We start from the raw sequence: 19,438 nt of genomic DNA, 5'->3' as shown, positions 1-19,438 counted from the left end.
CGTCTTTGATCTCGCATGTGGCCACGCGTGGATGGCCGGGACAAGCCCGGCCATGACGGAGAAAGCCTGCCTGCCTACCGCCACCGCCGATGCAGCCAGAGCCACTGCTCGGGATGCTCGCGCACCCAGCCTTCCACCACGCTGGTGATCGCCTGGGTCGTGCCCTGGATGTCGATCTTGCCGTCGGCATCGCGCACCGGCGGGACCTCTTCGGTCAGCTCGGCGGTGAAGCGGCCGCCGGGCAGGCGGATGATGCGGACGCCGTGGATCGGGCATTCGACCTGGCGCAGCAGGCGGGCCAGCATCGGATTGGCGCGGGTCTTGCGGCCGAAGAAGGTGACCTCGACGCCGCCGGTCAGATACTGGTCGATCAGCATCGCGACGTGCTTGCCGTCCTTCAGCGCCTGCGCGAGGCGCAGCGGCGCGTCGCGGCCCGCAGGGATCAGCGTGCCCATGTTGACCTGGCGCATCTCCTGGATGATGCGGTCGGCGGAGGCGATGTTGGGGCGGCGGTAGAGGATCGCGGCATCTAGGCCGTGAGAGACCGCGGCGAGGGCGGGTAATTCCCAGTTGGCCAGATGCGAGGCGAAGATCAGCGCCGGCTTGCCGTCGTCGCGGATGTGGTCGAACAGCTCGATGCTGCGCTTGGGCAAGTCGATCCGGCTGTTCTCGGGATGCTCGCGGTCGTAATCCCAGACGTGATCCATATGTGCGAATTCGGCGCCGACGCGGCCGAGATTGTCCCACACGCCCATCAGGATCGCTTCGATCTCTTCCGGCGATTTCTCGGGAAAGGCGGCCGTGAGATTGGCGCGGCCGATGCGATGCTCGCGCAGGCGCGGGCCGATCGTCTTCACGACGCGCGCGAAGAAGTCCGAGGTCTTGACCGGATCGAAATAGCGCGTGGTGCGCAGCATGGCGACGGTGGCGGCGCCGATGAGGCTACCGCCGATCGATTTGGCTGCATTGCGTGCGCGGATCTTCGTACCGAGAGAAATCAGCGCCATGCGTCCGGTCAGGCCGGTTCGCGGGTCAGGATCAACGAGGCGTTCTGGCCGCCGAAGCCGAACGAGTTCGACATGACGGCGGTGACGCGGGCATCGCGTGCCTTGTTGCCGACGACGTCGAACAGGATCGTGGGATCCGGATTGTCGTAGTTGATCGTCGGCGGGATACGCTGATGCTCGAGCGTGAGCAGCGAGAAGATCGCCTCGACTGCGCCCGCGGCCGAGATGGTGTGGCCGACCATCGACTTGTTCGAGGTGACCGGAATCTTCTGCGCGAGATCGCCGAACACGGCCGAGGTCGTGTTGAACTCCATCTTGTCGTTCTCGGGCGTCGCGGTGCCGTGCGCGTTGATGTGGTCGATCTGGTCCGGCGTCATGCCGGCGTCGGCCAGCGTCTTGTTCATGCAGCCGATGATCGGCTTGCCATCCGGCGAGGAGCGGGTGCGATGGAAGGAATCGGTGAGCTCGCCGCAGCCGGCGATTACGCCGAGGATTTTTGCACCGCGCGCGACAGCGGCCTCGTAGCTCTCCAGCACCAGCGCGCCGGCGCCTTCGGCCATGACGAAGCCATCGCGGTTCTTGGAGAAGGGGCGGGAGGCCGCCTGCGGCGGATCGTTCTGGGTCGACAGTGCCGAGAGCAGCGAGAAGCGCACCAGCGCTTCCGGATTCACGGTGCCGTCGGTCGCAACGCACAGCGCAGCATCGGTCTCGCCGCGGCGGATCGCCTCGACGCCGAGCTGGATCGAGGTCGCGCCGGACGCGCAGGCCGTCGACAGCGAGATCGGCGAGCCCTTGGTGCCGAAGGTCTCGGCGAGGTAGGCTGCGACCGAGCCGAACATGAAGCGGTGATGATAGGCGCTGTACTTGCCGCCGCCGGAGATGCGCAGCAGATCGTCATAGGTGAAGTCGGGCGAGCCGACCGCGCGGCCGAGCTCGCGGCGCTGCGGCCATTCGACCTCGACCGGGGCAACGGCGAGGAAGAGGGGGCCCGGGAAATCGGCCTTGGCGCCGATGCCGGCCTGCTCGAGAGCTTCCTGCGTCACGATCTCGGCCATCCGTTCGGACAGGCCGGTGGAAGAGAACGGATCGACGCTGACGAAGTCGACGGTGCCGGCCATCGTGGTCTTCAGCCCCTCGACCGGAAAGCGCGTGATGGTGCGGATGCCGGATTCGCCGGCGACGAGCTTGGCCCAATTGTCGGCCTTGCCGGCACCGAGCGAGGTCATGATGCCCATGCCGGTGACGACGACGACGGGACGCCCGAATTTGTCGCGTGGTGCAGTCATGTCGATCCCCCGATAGAGCTAAAGCATTCAGCCAAAGCGCGCCGCGCTTCAGCCGACAGCCTCGACCAGCGCCATGCCTTCGCCGCGCCAGTGTCCGGCCCCCACCACCACAATCTGGGTGGGCGCCCCCTGCATTTCAATCTCGGTTCCGGTCGAATCGTTCGGCGGGAACAGCGCGCCGCGCGAGATCGACAGCGCGGCGAGCGCGAGGCCGAGCGGGAATTGCGTTTCCATGGTGTGGCCGAACATCGTGCCGGTCGAACGCACCGGGAAGTCGGCATGGCCCTTCAGGAAGCCGCGCTCTTCGCTCGTCGCGGGCTCGGCACCGGTCGCGCCCGATATGATCGCGCCCTTGCCCTCGCGCTTGGGCAACTGGCCCCAGAGCTTCTCGAGCGTTGCGGCCATGTCGCCGGGCTGCTTGCGGCGGGCGAGATCGGCAACGACGCTCGACAGCTTCGCGAACGGCTTGGCGCCGCGCGCTTCGGCGTGCGCCTTCGATTCCAGCACCAGGAACGCGCCGGCCGAGCCGAGCGCGAAGCCCGCATGGTCCTTGCGTGCCCAGACGGGAGCGAACTTGTCCCTCAGGTTGAAGTCGCCGAATTCGTAGAGGACCATGAGGTCCTTGCGCTCGCCATTGTGCGAGCCGCCGACCAGCGCAATGTCGCTCTCGCCGGAGGCAATGCGCGCCAGCGCGATGCGGGCGGCGTCGGCGCCGGCCACCTCTTCGCCCATGAAGGTGCGCGAGGTACCGCCGAGGCCATGCACGATGGCGATGTTGCCGGCGAGCAGATTGGAGAGCTGGGCCAGGAACAGCGTCGGCCTGAGATCGCTCATCAGGCGCTCGTTGAGGAAGCCGGGCGCGTTCGCCCCCTTGGCCTCCGCCGTGAGCACGCCGGTGTCGACATTGAGATCGCGCTCGCCGCCGCCGGCGGCGACCACCATGTCGATCTTCGACAGGATGTCCTTGTTGCCCTTGATCCCGGCGGAGTCGAGCGCAAGGCCGGCCGCGTAGGTGCCGATGCGCTGCCACGCCTCCATCTGGCGCTGGTCGCCCTTCTTCGGGATCTGGCTGTCGAAGCTCACCGGCATCAGGGGATGCACGATGTAGGGCGCAAAGCCCTTCTCATCGACGTTGATGCGCTTCTCCTGAAGCGCGGCCCAATTGGCGTCGAGGCCTTCGCCGAGCGAGGTGGCAAGGCCAATGCCGGTGATCCAGACTTCCGTCTGGCCGGGCTTCGAAGCAGTCTCAGTCATGACGATGCGGCCTGTTGCGGAAAGCCGATGCGCTTGGCGAAGTCGTCCATGTAGCCGCGCATATCCGCATTGGGGAAGGGAATCTGCGTGAAGGTGAGCGTCGAATTCGCGCGCAGCTTGCCGCCGACCCGGATCTTGGCTTCCGTGATGGCGTAGCCCGAGCCCTCATGGGCGAGGGTCGCCTCGATGCTCATGAGGTCGCCCGGGAATACCGACCCGCGGACCTTGGCTTCCTTCACGGCGGCCAGGATCGGCATGCGCTCGAACTTGAGCACGCCGAGCTGGAGCCAGCCCGAGGCCTGCGCCATCGATTCGATCAGCAGCACGCCGGGCATCAGGGGATAGCCCGGGAAGTGCCCCTCGAAGATGGTGCTCTCCTTGGGGACCTGAGCCTCGACGACAATCGTCTTCGCGTCGACGTTGAGGTCGACGACGCGATCGATCATGTGGAAATATTCGAGCCGCATGACTGCGCGCTTAGGCGCTCGCGCCCTTGGCGGCAACCAGTTCGTCGATCCGGGCGCACAGATTCTTCAGCACGAAGTATTGTTCCGTGGTCGCCTTGCCGTCGTTGACCTCCTGGGTCCACTTTTCCAGCGGCAGCTTGATGCCGAACTGCTTGTCGATCGCGAAGGCGATATCGAGGAAATCGAGGCTGTCGATGCCGAGGTCATCGATGGCATGGCTATCCGGCGTGATCGTGTCGCGCGGGATGTCGCAGGTTTCAGCGATGATCGTGGCGACCTGATCGAATGTGGAAGACATCACTAAGCCTTTGATATATTGCGGATATTTGTCAGATGTTCCAGAGTGGCGCGGTGGCTGGGCGTCGCGCCCCTGCTGACGCCCACAAACCCCCCTCTGGCCGGGTCGAAAGCCCGTATATCGGAGCGCCGCCCTGAGTTCAATGGAGCCGGGCCGCTGTGGGGGACAGCAGGCACAGGGCTGGGGATGGCTGCCGGAGCCGATCCCGCCGGGGTATCGGCGGCGGGCCGGGCCTAGATCTGCGGCGTGACGATCCTGGCGCAGTCCCGGCGCCCCATCAGCACGCAATCCTGGGTCCGCCGGAGGTCGGCGATGCTCACCGCGAGCCAGATTCCGACCGCCGTCAGCGCGATGGTGAAGGCGAGGGCGGCGATGTTGGCGAGCATGCGATGGCGAAAATGGTCGGGCTCGGCGCGGGGCTGCTCGTAGCGCGACAGGTCGAGCGGCTCGGGTGTGACCCGCAGAGGCTGCACGGTGCCGCTGCCCCGGTGAACGGCCGGGGACGGCGAGGAGCGCGGCCTGAACTGGAGCACCCGATGCTCCTCATCAGAGCTTATGGGCCGCTGGGTTTTCATGGTGTGAGGATCACTCCGAAGCAGCGATTTTTAGATAGCACACGTGGTCAAAGGGTTGCAGAAAATCTTCTCAACGCACACGAGCGTTGCGCCATTGCACTATCTTTCATGGCGGCACGGCGCCGGCCGTCATGCCGGCGTCAGGATGATCAGGGAGTTGCGTTGCAGCAAGCGTCACGACGCGCGCACTGCGCCGCCCCTGAACATCGTCTTGTGATCTCGACATCCGCACTGAGCGCATTTTGCCGCCGCACAGCCCATGGTAATCAGGGGAACCGGACCCGCCGGCTGCATCCATGCAAGGGGCTTTCGACCATGACCACGACCAACGCGCGCGAACCGAGAGTGCATCCGGTGCCGATCCTGTCGCTCCGGCCGACGCAGATGACGGTCGGCATGCGCGAGGTCAAGGCGAAGCGCAAGCGCTGGCGCGAGCACGGCAAGAAGAAGCAATCCGATCTGCTCGGCACCCACATGATCCCCGTCGTGCACGGGCCCGACGATCGCTATTACGTCATCGACCATCATCATCTCGGCCGCGCCCTGCACGACGAGGGCATCAAGGAGGTGCTGGTGACCGTGGTCGGCGACCTCAGGATGGTCGAGCGCGAGGCGTTCTGGGGCGTGATGGACAACAAGCGCTGGGTCTACCCTTACGACGCCAAGGGCGAGCGGCGGCCGTTCCGCGACCTGCCGAAATCGGTTGCCGATCTCAGGGACGATCCGTTCCGCAGCCTTGCCGGCGAGCTCCGCCGCATGGGCGGCTTCGCCAAGGACACCACGCCGTTCTCGGAGTTCCTGTGGGCGGACTTCCTGCGCCGGAAGCTGTCGCGCAAGGCGGTGGACAGCGATTTCGACAAGGCGCTGGAGAGGGCCATGTCCGCGGCCAAAAGCAAGGATGCCGTCTATCTGCCCGGCTGGTGCGGGCCGGCGGACGATGATTAGGCGCAGACGGTCACGTCAATCGCGCTGGTAGATCTTGGCGCCGGGGTAGGCGCGGCGGGCGTAATTCACGACCAGCGCGCGATCCTGCGTCGCCAGGAAGGGCGTCCGGATCCGGTACGATCCGACGATGAGGTGCCATAGTCCGTTGAGTTTCTGAATGACGACGTCCATGTGAGTGTTCCTCGACTCCTTTACTGCCGTTCGTCGCGGCAGCCTTGCGATTCAGGATCGCGATCGCGTGCGCAAAATTCCCGGTTCGGCACGCGCCCGCGGCAAGACAGCGGCGATATCTGTTAGTTGGTGATGGCATGCGGTCCCGCGAGCCGAAGCTCATCACAGCCGCTTGAGCGAAATCATTTTCCGCGCCGACGAAACCGTCCTGAAACAGAGACGTCCCAATTGTGTGGGTATCGAGCCTACACAGGAGGCAGAAATGCGCCGTATGGTTTTCGCAATTGCCGTGCTCGCCGTCGCCTCAGCAGGAATCTCGGCATCGTTCGCCGCGGTTCACCACGCCAAGACGCTGACATTCGCCGAGCGCTTCGCTCCGGCGCTCGATCTGATGGCGAAGCAGTAGCGGCAGGACGTTTCGCGGCCGCAAGCCGCGGCGATCACTTGGGCTGCAAGATCATTTGGGATCGTGCGGGCCGGGCGAGGAGAGAACGCGCTCCATCTCGGCGGCGGCTTCGCCGTCGCGCACCTTCTGCAGCATCGCGTGGCGCTCGGCGCCCGGCGGCAACTTCCTGGCGGCGGCACGGGCGTCCCTCGTAAACTTGTCGAGGCGCTCCTGGAGCGACAGGGCCGGACGCGTGCGGTTGCGCTTCTTGGTCATGAATTGCCCTTTCAGGCGCCAAGACAACCATGTGCCGTCAAGCGGCGTCCTTAACTTTTGTTGGAACCGGGCGAGCGGATCGCGGGTTTCATTGCGACGGCGGTGCGCCGTGCGGTTCAAGAACAAGCAGTAAGGAGCTTTCCAGTGCCCAGCGACGCGATCCGCGCGGCGCTCGTCAAACGGCTGCGCATTTCCTCGGGAATCACGGATGACGACGTCAAGGAGATCGAAGCGCTCCCGATCGTGGTGCGGCAATTCCCCGCCGAGACGCCGGTGGTGCGCGACGGCGAGCGGGCGACCGATTGCTGCCTGATCGCCGACGGTTTCTGCGTGCGTTCCAAGACGATCGCGAGCGGCAAGCGTCAGATCCTCTCCATCCATATTCCCGGCGAGATTCCGGACCTGATGAGCCTGTTCCTGCACGTGATGGATCACGAGCTGTCGACGCTGACGCCGTCGACGCTCGGCTTCATCAGCCACGAGACGTTGCAGAAGCTGCATCGGCGCAGTCCTGGTATCGCCGAGATGTTCTGGCGAGACACGCTGATCGACGCGGCAATGTTTCGCGAATGGATCGTCAACGTCGGCCAGCGCCCGGCGCCGGCGCGCCTCGCCCATGTCATGGTCGAGCTGCGCGAGCGGCTCAAGCTGATCGGGCGTGCTGAAGGGAACAGCTTCGACATGCCGCTGACCCAGGAACAGATCGGTGAGGCGCTGGGGATCACGGCGGTGCACGCCAACCGCGTCATCAGGCAATTGCGGCAGGAAGGCATCGTCGAGCTGCAGCGCGGCCGGGTCACGGTGCTCGACGAGCGGAAACTTTTGGAACTGGCGGATTTCGACGGCCGTTACCTGCATCAGTCGCCAATGCTTTGAGGGCGCCCGATGCCGCGATTCCATTTCGACGTTCACGAGAACGGCCGGGTGATTCCCGACGAAAACGGCCAGGATCTCGCGAACGAGAGCGAGGCGCGCAAGGAGGCGCTCATGACCGGCGCCTCCATCGCCCGTGATGCCTTCGTCGCGGGCAGCGCGCAGCGCGTCGTCATCGACGTCAGCGAGGATGGCGCGCCGTTCCTGAAAGTGTCGATCACGCTCGAGGTCGAAAAAGCCTAGGCGGCTCGCCCGATCCCATCTGCGGCGCCGGCGCGTGCGTGGCCGGCTCGAGCCTGCGGCAGAGCGGCGCAGACGGGCCTTGACGTATCGCAAAATGGACGCGGGCGGCGACCGCTAGGGTTTGCACGCATGATTGCTGACCGGCGCTGCGCTCCCGCGCAGGCAAATGGGCTTCCGGATCATGCCGACCTGGAGACCCCCATGAGCCTGATCCTTCGCATCCTGTTCGTTCTCGCCGGAGCCATCACCGCGCTGTTCGTGGCGCGCGATGCGCTCAACTTCACCGTCATCCAGACCTTCGTCGCCATCCTGCTGGTGACCGCCGTCCTGCTTGCCGGAAGCCTCTGGAGCCTGCGGCGCAAGACGTGAGCGGCGCGGCGAAGACGAAGCCGGCCGGACTGAGCGAGGCCGACGCGAAAGCGCGGCTGGCCGAGGACGGCGCCAACGAGCTGCCCCGGCCCGAACGGCGCAGCCCGCTGCGCATCGCGTGCGAGGTGCTGCGCGAGCCGATGCTCCTGCTCCTGCTTGGCGGCGGGCTGATCTACCTCGTACTCGGCGATCTTAAGGAGGCGCTGATCCTCCTGGCCTTCGGGGCGATGTCCATCGTGATCACGGTGGTGCAGGAGACCCGCACCGAGCGCGTGCTGGATGCCTTGCGCGACCTGACCAGCCCGCGTGCGCTGGTGGTGCGCGACGGCGCGCGTCGTAGAATTCCAGGCCGCGAGGTCGTGCGCGGCGATCTCCTCGTGCTCGGCGAGGGCGACCGCGTTCCCGCCGACGCCGCGCTCGTCGACGCGCGCGATCTGCAAATCGACGAGTCCCTGTTGACCGGCGAGTCCGTGCCGGTTCGCAAGCAGGCCGCCGACGGGATTGCCGCGGCCGATCACCGGCCCGGCGGCGAGGACCAGCCCTTCGTCTATTCCGGCTCGCTCGTCGTGCGCGGCGAGGGGCTGGCGCTGGTCGAAGCCACCGGTCCGCGCAGCGAGATCGGGAAGATCGGGCTGTCGCTGCGTGGCCTGCAGGCCGAGCCGCCGCGGCTGCAGCAGCAGACAGCCAGGCTGGTGCGGCTCTGCTTCCTCGGCGGCGCCGTGGTCAGCCTTGCCGCCGTCGCGCTATACGGCCTCTCGCGCGGCGATTGGCTGCAGGCGCTGCTCGCGGGCGTCGCCATCGGCATGTCGATGCTCCCGGAAGAATTCGGCGTCGTGCTCACCGTCTTCATGGCGATGGGGGCGTGGCGGATATCGCAGGCGCGCGTCTTGACGCGGCGCGCTGCCGCCATCGAGGTTCTCGGCTCGGCGACCGTACTGTGCACCGACAAGACCGGAACGCTGACACAGAACCAGATGTCGGTCGCGGAATTGCGCCTGCTCGACGGGGCGCGCCTGCATCCGGCCGGACAGGATCATGCCGGACCCGAATTTACCGAGCTGGCGCGCTGCGGTGCTCTCGCGAGTTCGCCGGAACCGTTCGATCCGATGGAGAAGGCGTTGCATCTGTTTGCGCGTGAGACCTTGGGCGACGGCGACACGTTGGGCGGCGAGCGGTCACTCGTCCGCACCTACGGTCTGCGTCCCGACCTGCTGGCCATGACGCAGGTCTGGCGGATGGCCGGCCAGGCGGATCTCGTCGCCTGCGCCAAGGGCGCTCCCGAGGCCGTCGCGCGCCTGTGCAGGTTGAACGATGCCGATCAGCAGCTGGTGCGGGATGCCGCCGGCGCGATGGCGAAGGACGGACTTCGCGTATTGGGCGTCGCGACTGTCATCTGCGATGACAATTCGCTCCCGCAGTCACAGCAGGCGTTCGCGTTTCGCCTTGTCGGCCTCGTCGGGCTTGCCGATCCGCTGCGGCCCCATGTCCCGGAAGCGGTTCGCGAATGCCGCGCGGCCGGGATTCGCGTCGTCATGATCACCGGCGACTATCCGGCAACGGCGGTTGCGATTGCGAGCCAGGCCGGGCTCGACGTCCAGGACGTCATGACCGGCGATCAGGTCGGGCTGGCGGACGATACGGCGCTCGCGGCACGTGCCCGGCACGTGAATGTGTTCGCGCGCGTCCTGCCGGAACAGAAGCTGCGCATCGTCCAGGCGATGAAGGCCGACGGTGAAATCGTCGCGATGACCGGCGACGGCGTCAACGACGCGCCTTCGCTCAAGGCCGCGCACATCGGCATTGCGATGGGAGGGCGCGGCACCGACGTCGCGCGCGAGGCGTCGTCGATCGTGCTGCTCGACGACGATTTCGGCTCGATCGTGGCGGCCATTCGCCTCGGGCGCCGCATCTACGACAATCTGCGGAAAGCGATGGCCTTCATCTTCGCCGTTCATGTCCCGATCGCGGGGCTTGCGCTGCTGCCGCTGGTGTTCGGCCTGCCGCTGATCTTCAGCCCGGTGCACATCGCGTTTCTGGAGCTGATCATCGATCCCGTGTGCTCGCTGGTGTTCGAGGCGGAGCGGGAGGAGCGCGACGCGATGAAGCGCCCGCCGCGGCGCGCCGATGCCGAACTGTTCTCGTTCGCTCTGGTCGGCTGGAGCGTTCTCCAGGGTGCGCTCACATTTGCGCTGACCGCAGCCATATTCGCCGGCGCGCTTCGCTCCGGCCTTGCCGCCGACGAGGCGAGGGCACTCACCTTCGTGAGCCTTGTGATCTGCTTCGTCGCGCTGGTGCTGGTCAACCGGTCCTTCAGCACCTCGTTCGCATCGGCCTTCTTCCGCCCGAACCCTGCGTTGGCCTGGATCTTTGCGGTCGTTGCCGCCGTGCTGGCCACCACGTTGCTCTGGCCGCCGGCGTCCAGCCTGTTCCGCTTCGGTCCGCTGCATGCCGATGATCTCTTGGTCACGCTCGGCGCGGGGCTGCTGGTGCTGATCGTGCTCGAAGCGCTGAAGCCGCTGTGGGCGCGCCGGCTCCGGTTCTAGCTCAGTCCGGAGGGCCGCGCTGCGGGGGCGCATCGGCTTCGTGCGTCCCATGCCTGCCACCGAGCATCCGGTGCAGCCAGTGCTCGGTGCGGTTGCCGACGGTGAGGATCAGGAAGGCCAGTGTCAGCGCCGTGGCGACGATTGGCCACTGGCCGACGCCGCAGGCGATGCCGAGGCAGGCGGCGAGAAAGGTGCAGGCGGCGCTGGTCAGGCCGCGCACGCGAAACCTGTCGCTCTCGTGGACGATGACGCCGGCACCGAGGAAGCCGATGCCGGTGAGGATGCCCTGGATGACGCGGCTCGCCGCATCGGTGATCTTGCCGGCCTCGGCGAACTGCACGGCCAGCAGCACGACGGTCGCGGTCGAGAGCCCGACAATGCCGAGCGTCTTCAGCCCGATCGGCTTGCCGTGCAGGTCACGATTGAGGCCGATGGCGCAGCCGGCGAGCGTGGCGACGCCGAGGCGCAGAATGATCTCGGGCCAGTCCAGCGCGGTCATCGCTCGTCAGCCACCGTGTCGCTCATTTCTTCGGCAGGCGTCCCATCAGATAGAATTCCTCGTTCGGCCGCATCCCCGTGAAGTTCGCGAGGCGGTTCGACAGGGCGAAGAAAGCGGAGATGGCGGCGATGTCCCAGATGTCGTCGTCGCTGAAGCCGTGGGGCTGGAGCGCGGCGAAATCCTCTTCCGAGACGCGCTGCGCGTCGGCCGAGACCTTCATCGCGAAGTCGAGCATCGCCTTCTGGCGCGGCGTGATGTCGGCCTTGCGGTAGTTCACCGCGATCTGGTCGGCGATCAGCGGGTTCTTGGCACGGATGCGCAGGATCGCGCCATGCGCGATCACGCAATACTGGCACTGGTTGGCGGCCGAGGTCGCCACCACGATCATCTCGCGCTCGGCCTTGGTCAGGCCGCCGTCCTTCTCCATCAGCGCGTCGTGGTAGGCGAAGAAGGCGCGGAATTCGTCCGGGCGGTAGGCCAGCGTGAGGAACACGTTGGGCACGAAGCCGCTCTTCTCCTGCACGCCGAGAAGGCGCGTGCGGATGTCGTCGGGGAGCGAATCGAGGGCGGGAGCGGGGAAGCGTTGCGCGGCGGTTTTTGTCATGTGCATGGGTTCCGGCTTTCAGGCCGGCAACCATAGTCGATGCGGGCAAGACGCTCCAGAGGCGTCATGACGTGCCGTGCCCCGGGCGCTGCGCAGGCGCTCCCGGCGATGCGAAGCATCGTCCGGTGCGGTGCGCTGCTGAGCCGGGGCCCATGTTTCCGAGGGGGCGGTATGTGCGGCCTGGGTCCCGGCTCTGCGCAGCAGCGCTATGCGCTGCAGCGCGTCCGGGACACGAGAGCTGTGCTACCGCAGCGGCTTCTTCAACAGCGAGAAGCGGTCGGGATCGAGGCCCATCGACGGCTGCAGCATCGGGGCTTCGAGGCTGGACATCGTCTTTGCGGCGGGTGCCGCGAACACCGGGTCGTTCGGCACGTCGCGCTGCGAGGTGGCGCCGCGCCAGCGCTCGAGCACCGCGCCGACGAAATGCATGTCGTGGCCGGAGGTCAGGGACGGCACGCTGCTGATGGTGGCTTCGCCGCGCGGCAATTGGTGCGGCGGCACCTCCTTGAAGCGCAGGCGCGTCGGCAGAGCGACGCCTTCGCCGAACGCCAGCACCTCACGGGTGCCGAGCGAGGGCACGAAGGACAACAGGTTCGCGGCCGCATCCGACACCGCGGCGCGCAGCAGCGCCTGGTCGCGGTCGTTGGCAAGACGCATCGTGAACAGCGTGTTGCACTGGGAGATGATGGTGGCGTCGAGCTCCGCGGGGCGCTGCGTGATGAGGCCGAGATAGACGCCGTATTTGCGGCCTTCCTTGGCGATGCGCGACACCGCCTTGCGGGTCGGGCCGAAGCCGACATTGCGGTCGGCGGAGGCGTAACGGTGCGCTTCCTCGCAGACGAACAGCATCGGGGAGACGCCGTCGCTCCACAGGCCGAAATCGAACGCCATGCGGCAAAGAACGGACACGACGGAGTCGATGACCTCGGCCGGGAAGCCGGCGAGCTGCATCACCGTCATCGGCTTGCCGTTGGCGGGCAGGCGGAACAGATGGCTGATGACCTCGGCCATGGTGTCGCCGCCGACATTGGCGTTGTCGAACATGAAGGCGTAGCGCGGATCGTTGCGCACGGCGTCGATGCGCGAGATCAGCTTGTGGTAGATGATGCGCGAGGAGCGGTTTTCCAGCTTGCCCATGCGCTCGTCGATCAGCGAGATCAGGTCGACCAGGCGGTACGGCACCGGCGTGTCGACGGTGAAGCCGATCTGCTTGGGATCGATGCGCTTCAGGCCGAGGCGATCGGAGTTCTGATATTGGGTGTAGATGCCCTTGGCGAGCGGGATCACTTCCGCAAGGACGTCGAGCTCCTCGGGCACGCCGGCGCGGCCGCCGAACAGCACGTCGACGATTTCCTCGAAGTTGAACAGCCAGAACGGCAGCTTCAGGTTCCGCGGGTTCAGCACCAGCGCGCGGTCGCCGAAGCAGCGGCCATATTCGTTGTGGACGTCGAGCAGGAAGATGCGCAGGTTCGGCCGCGCCTTCAGGATTTCGTTGAGCAGCAGCGACACGCCGGTCGATTTGCCGACGCCGGTCGAGCCGAGCACGGCGAAATGCTTGGACAGCATTTCCTCGACGTCGACATAGGCGATGACGGAGCGGTCCTGCTGGAGGAAGCCGACATTGATCTGGTCCGACCCGGTCGGCGCGTAGATCGTGCGCAGCTCCTGGCTGGTGATCAACTCGACCGCGTCGCCGATCGTCGGATAGTTGGTGACGCCGCGCTGGAATTTGGCCTTGTCGGCGGCGTTGAGGATCTCGCCGAGCAGGTCGACCGAGGCGATGGCGATGTAGTTGTCCGTGCCCGCGAGGTTCTCGCAGGAGACCTCGGTGATCATCGCAACGATGACCGAGCTGGCGCAGCGAATGCTGACGAAACGGCCGACGGTGGCCCGAACTTCCGAGATCGACAGCTGGCTGGCTGCCAGAAGCCCGACCCGGGCGAGCGATCCGCGAACCGAAATCACGCGTCCAAAAGATGTCACGATGAATGAACCCGGCAAGAGCGAGGAATTTGTTCCACCCTATGCGGCGGTCGCTGCACAAACGGTTAAACGCTGGACGCGCCTGCTCCGTTAAATCCGCGGTAATTCGGTCCGGAGCCTTGTCGACAATGTATACTTTTGGAGGGAAGCGGCCGGGAAATGCTGCATTTCAAGGCTGATTGGGGCGAGGTGGCTTAAGGAAGATTTTACCATTCGGGGAGGCTGCCATCCGTCTGCAGCAGTGCCCTCGGTCCGGCCGGACGTCACAAGAAGTCACAGATGGTGGTTGATTTGTTGACGGGACCTAATCATTTGTACATTAGTACAAATGAAATCGCCGGCCGCGCGGAGGCGCGCGGCGTTGCCCTGCGTCTGTGCCGCGCCGTCAGGCGGAACGCGGCCACGCCCTGGAGGACATCATGCAGCCCGAACCGATCCTCGATCTCGCCCATCTCGGCCATATGGAACTGCTGACGCCGAAGCCCGACGAGAGCCTGAAATTCTTCGTCGACGTGATGGGCATGACCGTCAGCGGGCAAAAGGGCGAGTCGGTCTATTTGCGCGGCTGGGATGATTACGAGCGCTATTCGCTCAAGCTCACGGCCTCGAAGACCTCAGGCATGGAGCACATGGCGCTGCGCGCGCGCAGCCAGCAGGCGCTCGAGCGACGTGTTGCCGCGTTGAAGGGCTCCGGCTTCGACATCGGCTGGATCGACGGCGACATGGGGCAGGGGCCGACCTTCCGCTGCCGCGACCCCGACGGCCACATCGTCGAGCTCTATTACGAGACCGAATGGTATCAGGCGCCGCCGGAGCTGAAGCCTGCGCTGAAGAACCAGGCGCAGCGCTTTCCCGCGCGCGGCGTCAACGTGCGCCGGCTCGATCACCTCAACTGCCTCGCCGTCGACATCAAGGCCAACCGCGAGTTCTTCGAGAATTATCTCGGCTGCCGCCTCACCGAGCAGATCGTGCTCAACGACGGCCGGGAAGCTGCGATGTGGCTGACCATGTCGAACAAGAGCTACGACTTCGCCTATTCGCTCGACCATTCCGGCACGCCCGGCCGTTTCCATCACGTCACCTACGCGCTCGACAGCCGCGAGGAGATCCTTCGCGCCGCCGACATCTTCCTGGAGAACGGGGTGCACATCGAGACCGGCCCGCACAAGCACGCGATCCAGCAGACCTTCTTCCTCTACGTCTACGAGCCCGGCGGCAACCGCGTCGAGGTCGCCAATGCCGGCGCGCGGCTCATCCTCGCGCCGGACTGGAAGCCGATCGTGTGGACCGAGGAAGAGCGCAAGAAGGGCCAGGCCTGGGGCCTCAAGACGATCGAGTCCTTCCACACCCATGGCACGCCGCCGGTGGAAGTGAAGAAGCACGGGTAGCGTTGCGGCTCTGGCGTTCCATTCAGCGTCATTCCGGGCTCGCCGCTTCGCGTCGCCCCGGAATGACACCTAATGGTTTGAGCTGCGCACCCGCGCGATCGTCTCGCGGATGCCGGTCCAGGCCGGCTTGTCCGGCGCGAACTGCTGGCGCAGGAAGCTGACGAGCTCTTCGACCTGCGCATCGCTCATGCCGTTTCTGAACGCGGGCATGTAGCCGAGGTCGCTCGACACCGGCTCGGTGATGCCGTGCAATATCACCTGCACGAGATTGTCCGACGTCGCGCTGTGCAGATTGCTGTTGAGCGCGAGCGAGGGCCGGCTGCCGAACAACGGCAGGCCGCCGACCTCGTGGCAGACCGCGCAGGCGCCCTGATAGAGCCGCGCGCCGGTCGAGGAGGCAACGGTGACTTGCGTTGCGCTTTCCAGCTTTGCGGCCAGCGCATCCTGTGCCTGAGCATCGGCTGCGGCGTCGTTGAACGAGTTGAGATAGACCGCCATCGCGCGGATGTCCTGGTCGGGTAGCGCCTTGAGGTCCCTGACGACAGGTGCCATCGGGCCGGTGGCGACGCCGTGATAGCGCGACTGGCCTGTGCGCAAGTACGCGAACAGCTCGTCCTCGTTCCAGGGGATCGGCGCATGCGAGAGCGAGCTTAGCGGCGGCGCCTCCCAGCCTTCGGCAAAGCCGCCGGCGAGATAGGCATTGCGCTGCTCGGCGCCGAGCGCGTTGCGCGGCGAGTGGCAGCCGCTGCAATGGCCGAGGCTCTCGACCAGATAGGCGCCGCGATTCCACGCGTCGGATTTTGCGGGATCGGGCTTGAACTCTTTGCTCCGGTGGAACAGCGCATTCCAGCCCGCCAGCAGCGGGCGGAGATTGAACGGGAAGGCGAGCGTGTTGGCGGGCGCCGTCGCGCGTACCGCCGGCTGGGCCATCAGGTAGGCGTAGAGCGCCTGCATGTCGGCATCGCCAGTCTTGGCAAAGTGCGTGTAGGGAAAGGCGGGGTAGAGCTGGCGGCCGTCGCGGTGCAGGCCGTCGCGCATCGCGCGCTCGAAGGCGGGATAGGACCAGGCGCCGATCCCGGTCTCGACGTCGGGCGTGATGTTGGTCGTGTAGATCGTGCCGAACGGCGTTTCCAGCGCGCGGCCGCCGGCATTGGGCACGCCGCCGATGCTGGTGTGGCACTCCGCGCAATTGCCGAGCGCGGCGAGCTGCGCGCCGCGGGCGATCGTCGCCGCGGAATAGACCGACGCATCGGGCCGCGCGATCGGCGCGATGGCGCGTCCCGGCAGCAGTGCGGCGCCGATCCCGATCGCGGCAGTGCAGACGGCTGCGATTGTCGCAAAGACTCCGGCGCGTTTGGCGAAGGGATTTTCCCAGATGCGGGACGGAGGCGATGCGGCGGGCGCGGCCAGGGCTTGGGGCACGGGAGAGGACTCGCCGTGCAGCCCCCTCAGGATGCGCTCCGGCGTGAACGGCGGCTCACGAAAGCGAACGCCGGTGGCATCGAAGATCGCGTTCGCGATCGCCGCCGCGCTCGGCACCGAGGCGGACTCGCCGACGCCGAGCGGCGGCTGGTCCGGCCGCGGCAGCATCAGCACGTCGATCTTGGGCACGTCGGGGAAGGGGATGATCGGATAGGCGCCCCATTCGCGCGCAGCCACAGTGCCGCGCTCGAACGAGACCTCCTCCATCAGCGCACGGCTGGTGGACTGGATGACGTTGCCGTGGATCTGGTGGCGCACGCCGTCCGGATTGATCATCAGGCCGGAGTCTTGTCCAGCGACGACGCGGGTGACGCTGACATCGCCGGTCGCCTTGTTCACGGCGACGTCGGCGATCCAGGCCGACCACGCCGCGCCATAGCCGGGAAACTTGCTGTGGACATAGAGCGCATAGGCAAAGCCGCGCCCGTGCACGACATCGCCGTCCTTCTCCTCGCGGACCGGGCGCGGCGCCCAACCGGCGCGTTCGGCCACCGCATTGACGAGGTCGACGGCGCGCTGGTCCTTGAGATAGCGCAGGCGATATTCGATCGGATCGACACCTGCCTCGGTCGCGGCCTCGTCGATATAGGATTCATGCGCAAAGGTGTTCGGCAGCGCCGAGACGCCGCGGAACCAGGAGGCGCGCACGATCGGCGGCATGTCGTGGGCGACGACGCGCATGTTGTCGTAGTCGTAAGGAGGGATCGCGGTGCGATCACCCATCTGCAGCACGGCAGGCTCGGGCGCGATGCGGCCGGTCAGCAGCAGCGCCAGCGTCGGCGCGGCATTCGAGGGATAGCGCGTTGCGAGATCGTAAGCGGCGATGCCGCCTTCGGCGTCGAGGCCACCATTGACGTCGATGAGCTGCGCGGTGCCCTTGGGCTCCCAGGCGTGCTCCTGCTCGCGGGTCAATTGCACGCGCACGGGCCGGCCGACCGCGCGCGAGAGCAGCAGCGCGTCCGCGCTGACGTCGTCGGCGCAGTTGCGGCCGTAGCAGCCGGCGGCCTCGAGGCGGATGACGTCGACCTCGCTCTCGGGACGCTCGATCAGCAGCGCCAGATCGCTGCGCAGCACGTGGGGATTCTGCGTGCCCGACCAGACGCGGATATTGCCGTCCTGAAAATCGGCGACCGCGCAGGACGGGCCGATCGAGCCGTGCATCTGGTACGGCCACACATAAGTGCGCTGCATCGGCTTGGCCGCGCCCGATATCGCCGCATCGACATCGCCCTTGTCGATCAGCGTGCGCGGCGTCGACGGGTTGGCGCGCAGCGCGGCCTCGACGTCGGCGAGGTCGGTGAGGGTGGGCGTCGGCTTCCAGCTCACCTTGAGCTGCTCCGCCGCGCGGATCGCACTTTCCTCGCGCTCGGCGACCACGCCGACGAAATCACCGAGGCGCACCACGGCTATGATGCCGGGAATGTCGCGCACAGAGGATTCGTCGACGGCGATGAGGCTGGTGCCGACGAACGGGCCGGCATCGACGCCGGCATAGGGCGGCCGCACCACGCGGCCGTGCAGCATGCCGGGCACGCGGATATCGTGCACGAAGGTCAGTTCGCCCGTGGCCTTGGCCGGCAGGTCGACGCGCGGCGTCGACTGGCCGACGATGGTGTAGTCGCCGACGGGCTTGACCGCGACATCGTCGGCAAGCTCGAGCCGTATCTCCTCGCCGCCGATCAACTCGCCATAGCTGACGCTGCGGTTGTCGTGTCCGCGCACGAGGCCGTCCTCGACCTTGAGATCGGCAACCGGCAGCTCCAGCCGCTCGGCCGCGCGCGCGATCAAAAACTGCCGCGCTTGCGCGGCGGCCTTGCGCAGGGGAACGGCGGTGATCTGGATCGTCTCGCTCGCGATCGTCGCACCCTGGTTCGGCACCACGGCGGTGTCGCCGAGCACGACGACGACGCGCGCAAAGGAGACGTCGAGCTCTTCGGCGACGATCTGGCCGAGGGCGGTGCGGATGCCGGTGCCGAGATCGACATGGCCGTTATAGGCCGTGACCGAGCCGTCCGCGGTGATGCGGACGAAGGTTTCGGACGTGACCTCGTCCACGCTGCGGGCGACGACGAGCCAACCCGATGGGCGCTCAGCTCCGTTCGAAACAGGGGAGGCCATCAATCTGCGGCCTCGGTGAGCTGGCCGGAGGCGCGCATCACGGCGCGCAGGATCTCGACATGGGTGCCGCAGCGGCAGAGGTTGTAGCGCAGCGCGGCGAGCGCTTCGGGCTCGGTCGGGCGCGGGTTGATCGCGAGCAGCGCCTTGGTGGTCATGATCATGCCGTTGAGGCAATAGCCGCATTGCGCGGCCTGCTCGTCGATGAAGGCCTGCTGCACCACGTCAGGCTTGTCGCGGGTGCCGAGCCCTTCGAGCGTCACGATGTCGCGCCCGGCGCAGCCGCCGACCGGAATCACGCAGGCGCGCGCCGCCGCGCCGTCGATCAGGACAGTGCAGGTGCCGCATTCGCCGAGCCCGCAGCCGTATTTGGGGCCGTTGAGCGCGAGATCGTTGCGCAGCACGTAGAGCAGCGGCGTATCGCGCGCCGCGGTGATCTCGTGGATCCTGCCGTTCACGGTGAGGCGGATCGGTGTTTGGGTCATCCCTGTTCCCAAGTCCCTAGTTTCAAGCGCTGGACTATGCCGTCGCAAAATCTCGGTCGCGACGATACCGTTTGTACACAAACGTGCAAGCCGTGCATGCCGCACTGCAGCGCGCCTGCCTTGTTTGTGGACAGGTCCGATAGGCAAATGAGGATTTGTGCGGCAGCGGCTTCTTTTGCGCTGCACCGGT

Annotated in this window: 21 protein-coding genes; 8 read left to right on the top strand and 13 right to left on the bottom strand. The window is 66.5% G+C overall.

All coding sequences use genetic code 11. The features are described from left to right. Nucleotides 1-74: 74 nt before the first annotated feature. From JQ617_RS20560 to JQ617_RS20535, 6 genes are all read right to left on the bottom strand, one after another. Complete coding sequence (locus JQ617_RS20560; protein WP_212027872.1) at nt 75-1,007, bottom strand: lipid A biosynthesis lauroyl acyltransferase; 933 nt, start codon at nt 1,005-1,007, stop codon at nt 75-77. 8 nt (nt 1,008-1,015) lie between these two features. Continuing rightward, nucleotides 1,016-2,293: a beta-ketoacyl-ACP synthase gene (locus tag JQ617_RS20555; protein ID WP_212027871.1), complete on the bottom strand. Its 1,278-nt coding sequence runs from the start codon at nt 2,291-2,293 to the stop codon at nt 1,016-1,018. Between the two features lie 48 nt (nt 2,294-2,341). Continuing rightward, nucleotides 2,342-3,547, bottom strand: coding sequence for a beta-ketoacyl-ACP synthase (locus tag JQ617_RS20550; RefSeq protein ID WP_212027870.1), 1,206 nt, complete (start codon nt 3,545-3,547; stop codon nt 2,342-2,344). Next, nucleotides 3,544-4,014, bottom strand: a complete 471-nt coding sequence (locus JQ617_RS20545; RefSeq protein WP_063684584.1) for a 3-hydroxyacyl-ACP dehydratase FabZ family protein — start codon at nt 4,012-4,014, stop codon at nt 3,544-3,546. Before JQ617_RS20545 ends, JQ617_RS20550 begins: the two co-directional genes overlap by 4 nt. Before the next feature lie 10 nt (nt 4,015-4,024). Next, entirely contained in the window at nt 4,025-4,312 is a 288-nt protein-coding gene (locus JQ617_RS20540) for an acyl carrier protein (RefSeq protein WP_007592476.1), read from the bottom strand. A 233-nt stretch (nt 4,313-4,545) separates the two neighbouring features. After that, nucleotides 4,546-4,887 (bottom strand): hypothetical protein, encoded by a 342-nt coding sequence (locus tag JQ617_RS20535; RefSeq protein WP_063684583.1) that lies wholly within the window; start codon nt 4,885-4,887, stop codon nt 4,546-4,548. 315 nt (nt 4,888-5,202) lie between these two features. Between JQ617_RS20535 and JQ617_RS20530 the strand changes: the two genes are divergently transcribed. Continuing rightward, complete coding sequence (locus JQ617_RS20530; protein WP_212027869.1) at nt 5,203-5,832, top strand: ParB-like protein; 630 nt, start codon at nt 5,203-5,205, stop codon at nt 5,830-5,832. Between the two features lie 15 nt (nt 5,833-5,847). On the opposite strand, the gene JQ617_RS20525 is transcribed toward JQ617_RS20530, so the two are convergent. Beyond that, nucleotides 5,848-6,003, bottom strand: coding sequence for a hypothetical protein (locus JQ617_RS20525; protein WP_167358230.1), 156 nt, complete (start codon nt 6,001-6,003; stop codon nt 5,848-5,850). Between the two features lie 262 nt (nt 6,004-6,265). On the opposite strand from JQ617_RS20525, the gene JQ617_RS20520 reads away from it, so the two are divergent. Next, nucleotides 6,266-6,409 carry a hypothetical protein gene (locus JQ617_RS20520; protein WP_167358229.1) on the top strand — a complete coding sequence of 48 codons (144 nt, stop codon included), beginning with the start codon at nt 6,266-6,268 and terminating at the stop codon, nt 6,407-6,409. A 51-nt stretch (nt 6,410-6,460) separates the two neighbouring features. Here the strand turns inward: JQ617_RS20520 and JQ617_RS20515 are convergent, their stop codons facing one another. Then, complete coding sequence (locus JQ617_RS20515; RefSeq protein WP_145658537.1) at nt 6,461-6,664, bottom strand: hypothetical protein; 204 nt, start codon at nt 6,662-6,664, stop codon at nt 6,461-6,463. 144 nt (nt 6,665-6,808) lie between these two features. On the opposite strand from JQ617_RS20515, the gene JQ617_RS20510 reads away from it, so the two are divergent. The 4 genes from JQ617_RS20510 to JQ617_RS20495 all read left to right on the top strand — a co-directional run bounded on the left by JQ617_RS20510 (nt 6,809) and on the right by JQ617_RS20495 (nt 10,692). Continuing rightward, nucleotides 6,809-7,540: a Crp/Fnr family transcriptional regulator gene (locus JQ617_RS20510; protein ID WP_063684580.1), complete on the top strand. Its 732-nt coding sequence runs from the start codon at nt 6,809-6,811 to the stop codon at nt 7,538-7,540. A 9-nt stretch (nt 7,541-7,549) separates the two neighbouring features. Continuing rightward, nucleotides 7,550-7,780 carry a DUF6894 family protein gene (locus tag JQ617_RS20505; RefSeq protein WP_212027868.1) on the top strand — a complete coding sequence of 77 codons (231 nt, stop codon included), beginning with the start codon at nt 7,550-7,552 and terminating at the stop codon, nt 7,778-7,780. 201 nt (nt 7,781-7,981) lie between these two features. Continuing rightward, on the top strand, nt 7,982-8,149 hold the full coding sequence (locus tag JQ617_RS20500) for a hypothetical protein (protein ID WP_167358228.1): 168 nt from the start codon (nt 7,982-7,984) through the stop codon (nt 8,147-8,149). Further along, entirely contained in the window at nt 8,146-10,692 is a 2,547-nt protein-coding gene (locus JQ617_RS20495) for a cation-translocating P-type ATPase (RefSeq protein ID WP_212027867.1), read from the top strand. Before JQ617_RS20500 ends, JQ617_RS20495 begins: the two co-directional genes overlap by 4 nt. 1 nt (nt 10,693) lies before the next feature. On the opposite strand, the gene JQ617_RS20490 is transcribed toward JQ617_RS20495, so the two are convergent. The 3 genes from JQ617_RS20490 to JQ617_RS20480 all read right to left on the bottom strand — a co-directional run bounded on the left by JQ617_RS20490 (nt 10,694) and on the right by JQ617_RS20480 (nt 13,631). Then, nucleotides 10,694-11,191, bottom strand: a complete 498-nt coding sequence (locus JQ617_RS20490) for an MgtC/SapB family protein (RefSeq protein WP_212027866.1) — start codon at nt 11,189-11,191, stop codon at nt 10,694-10,696. 22 nt (nt 11,192-11,213) lie between these two features. Further along, nucleotides 11,214-11,795: a peroxidase-related enzyme gene (locus JQ617_RS20485; RefSeq protein WP_212027865.1), complete on the bottom strand. Its 582-nt coding sequence runs from the start codon at nt 11,793-11,795 to the stop codon at nt 11,214-11,216. A gap of 243 nt (nt 11,796-12,038) precedes the next feature. Further along, on the bottom strand, nt 12,039-13,631 hold the full coding sequence (locus JQ617_RS20480; protein ID WP_249157279.1) for an ATP-binding protein: 1,593 nt from the start codon (nt 13,629-13,631) through the stop codon (nt 12,039-12,041). Here JQ617_RS20480 and JQ617_RS40010 point away from each other — a divergent pair. Then, entirely contained in the window at nt 13,624-13,872 is a 249-nt protein-coding gene (locus JQ617_RS40010; RefSeq protein WP_249157278.1) for a hypothetical protein, read from the top strand. The genes JQ617_RS20480 and JQ617_RS40010 overlap by 8 nt on opposite strands. A 325-nt stretch (nt 13,873-14,197) precedes the next feature. Beyond that, nucleotides 14,198-15,166, top strand: a complete 969-nt coding sequence (locus JQ617_RS20475) for a catechol 2,3-dioxygenase (protein WP_145658547.1) — start codon at nt 14,198-14,200, stop codon at nt 15,164-15,166. 69 nt (nt 15,167-15,235) lie between these two features. Here JQ617_RS20475 and JQ617_RS20470 read toward each other — a convergent pair whose 3' ends face one another. Both JQ617_RS20470 and JQ617_RS20465 read right to left on the bottom strand, forming a co-directional pair. Beyond that, nucleotides 15,236-18,766 (bottom strand): molybdopterin cofactor-binding domain-containing protein, encoded by a 3,531-nt coding sequence (locus tag JQ617_RS20470; protein WP_212027863.1) that lies wholly within the window; start codon nt 18,764-18,766, stop codon nt 15,236-15,238. Then, nucleotides 18,766-19,248: a (2Fe-2S)-binding protein gene (locus tag JQ617_RS20465; protein ID WP_212027862.1), complete on the bottom strand. Its 483-nt coding sequence runs from the start codon at nt 19,246-19,248 to the stop codon at nt 18,766-18,768. The genes JQ617_RS20470 and JQ617_RS20465 overlap by 1 nt, the downstream gene beginning before the upstream one ends. Nucleotides 19,249-19,438: the final 190 nt, after the last annotated feature.

Source organism: Bradyrhizobium sp. KB893862 SZCCT0404 (genome assembly GCF_018130885.1).
GTDB classification, from domain to species: Bacteria; Pseudomonadota; Alphaproteobacteria; order Rhizobiales; family Xanthobacteraceae; genus Bradyrhizobium; species Bradyrhizobium stylosanthis.
Note: the sequence above shows the minus strand (reverse complement) of the source record. Positions and strands in the feature narration are given on the sequence as shown.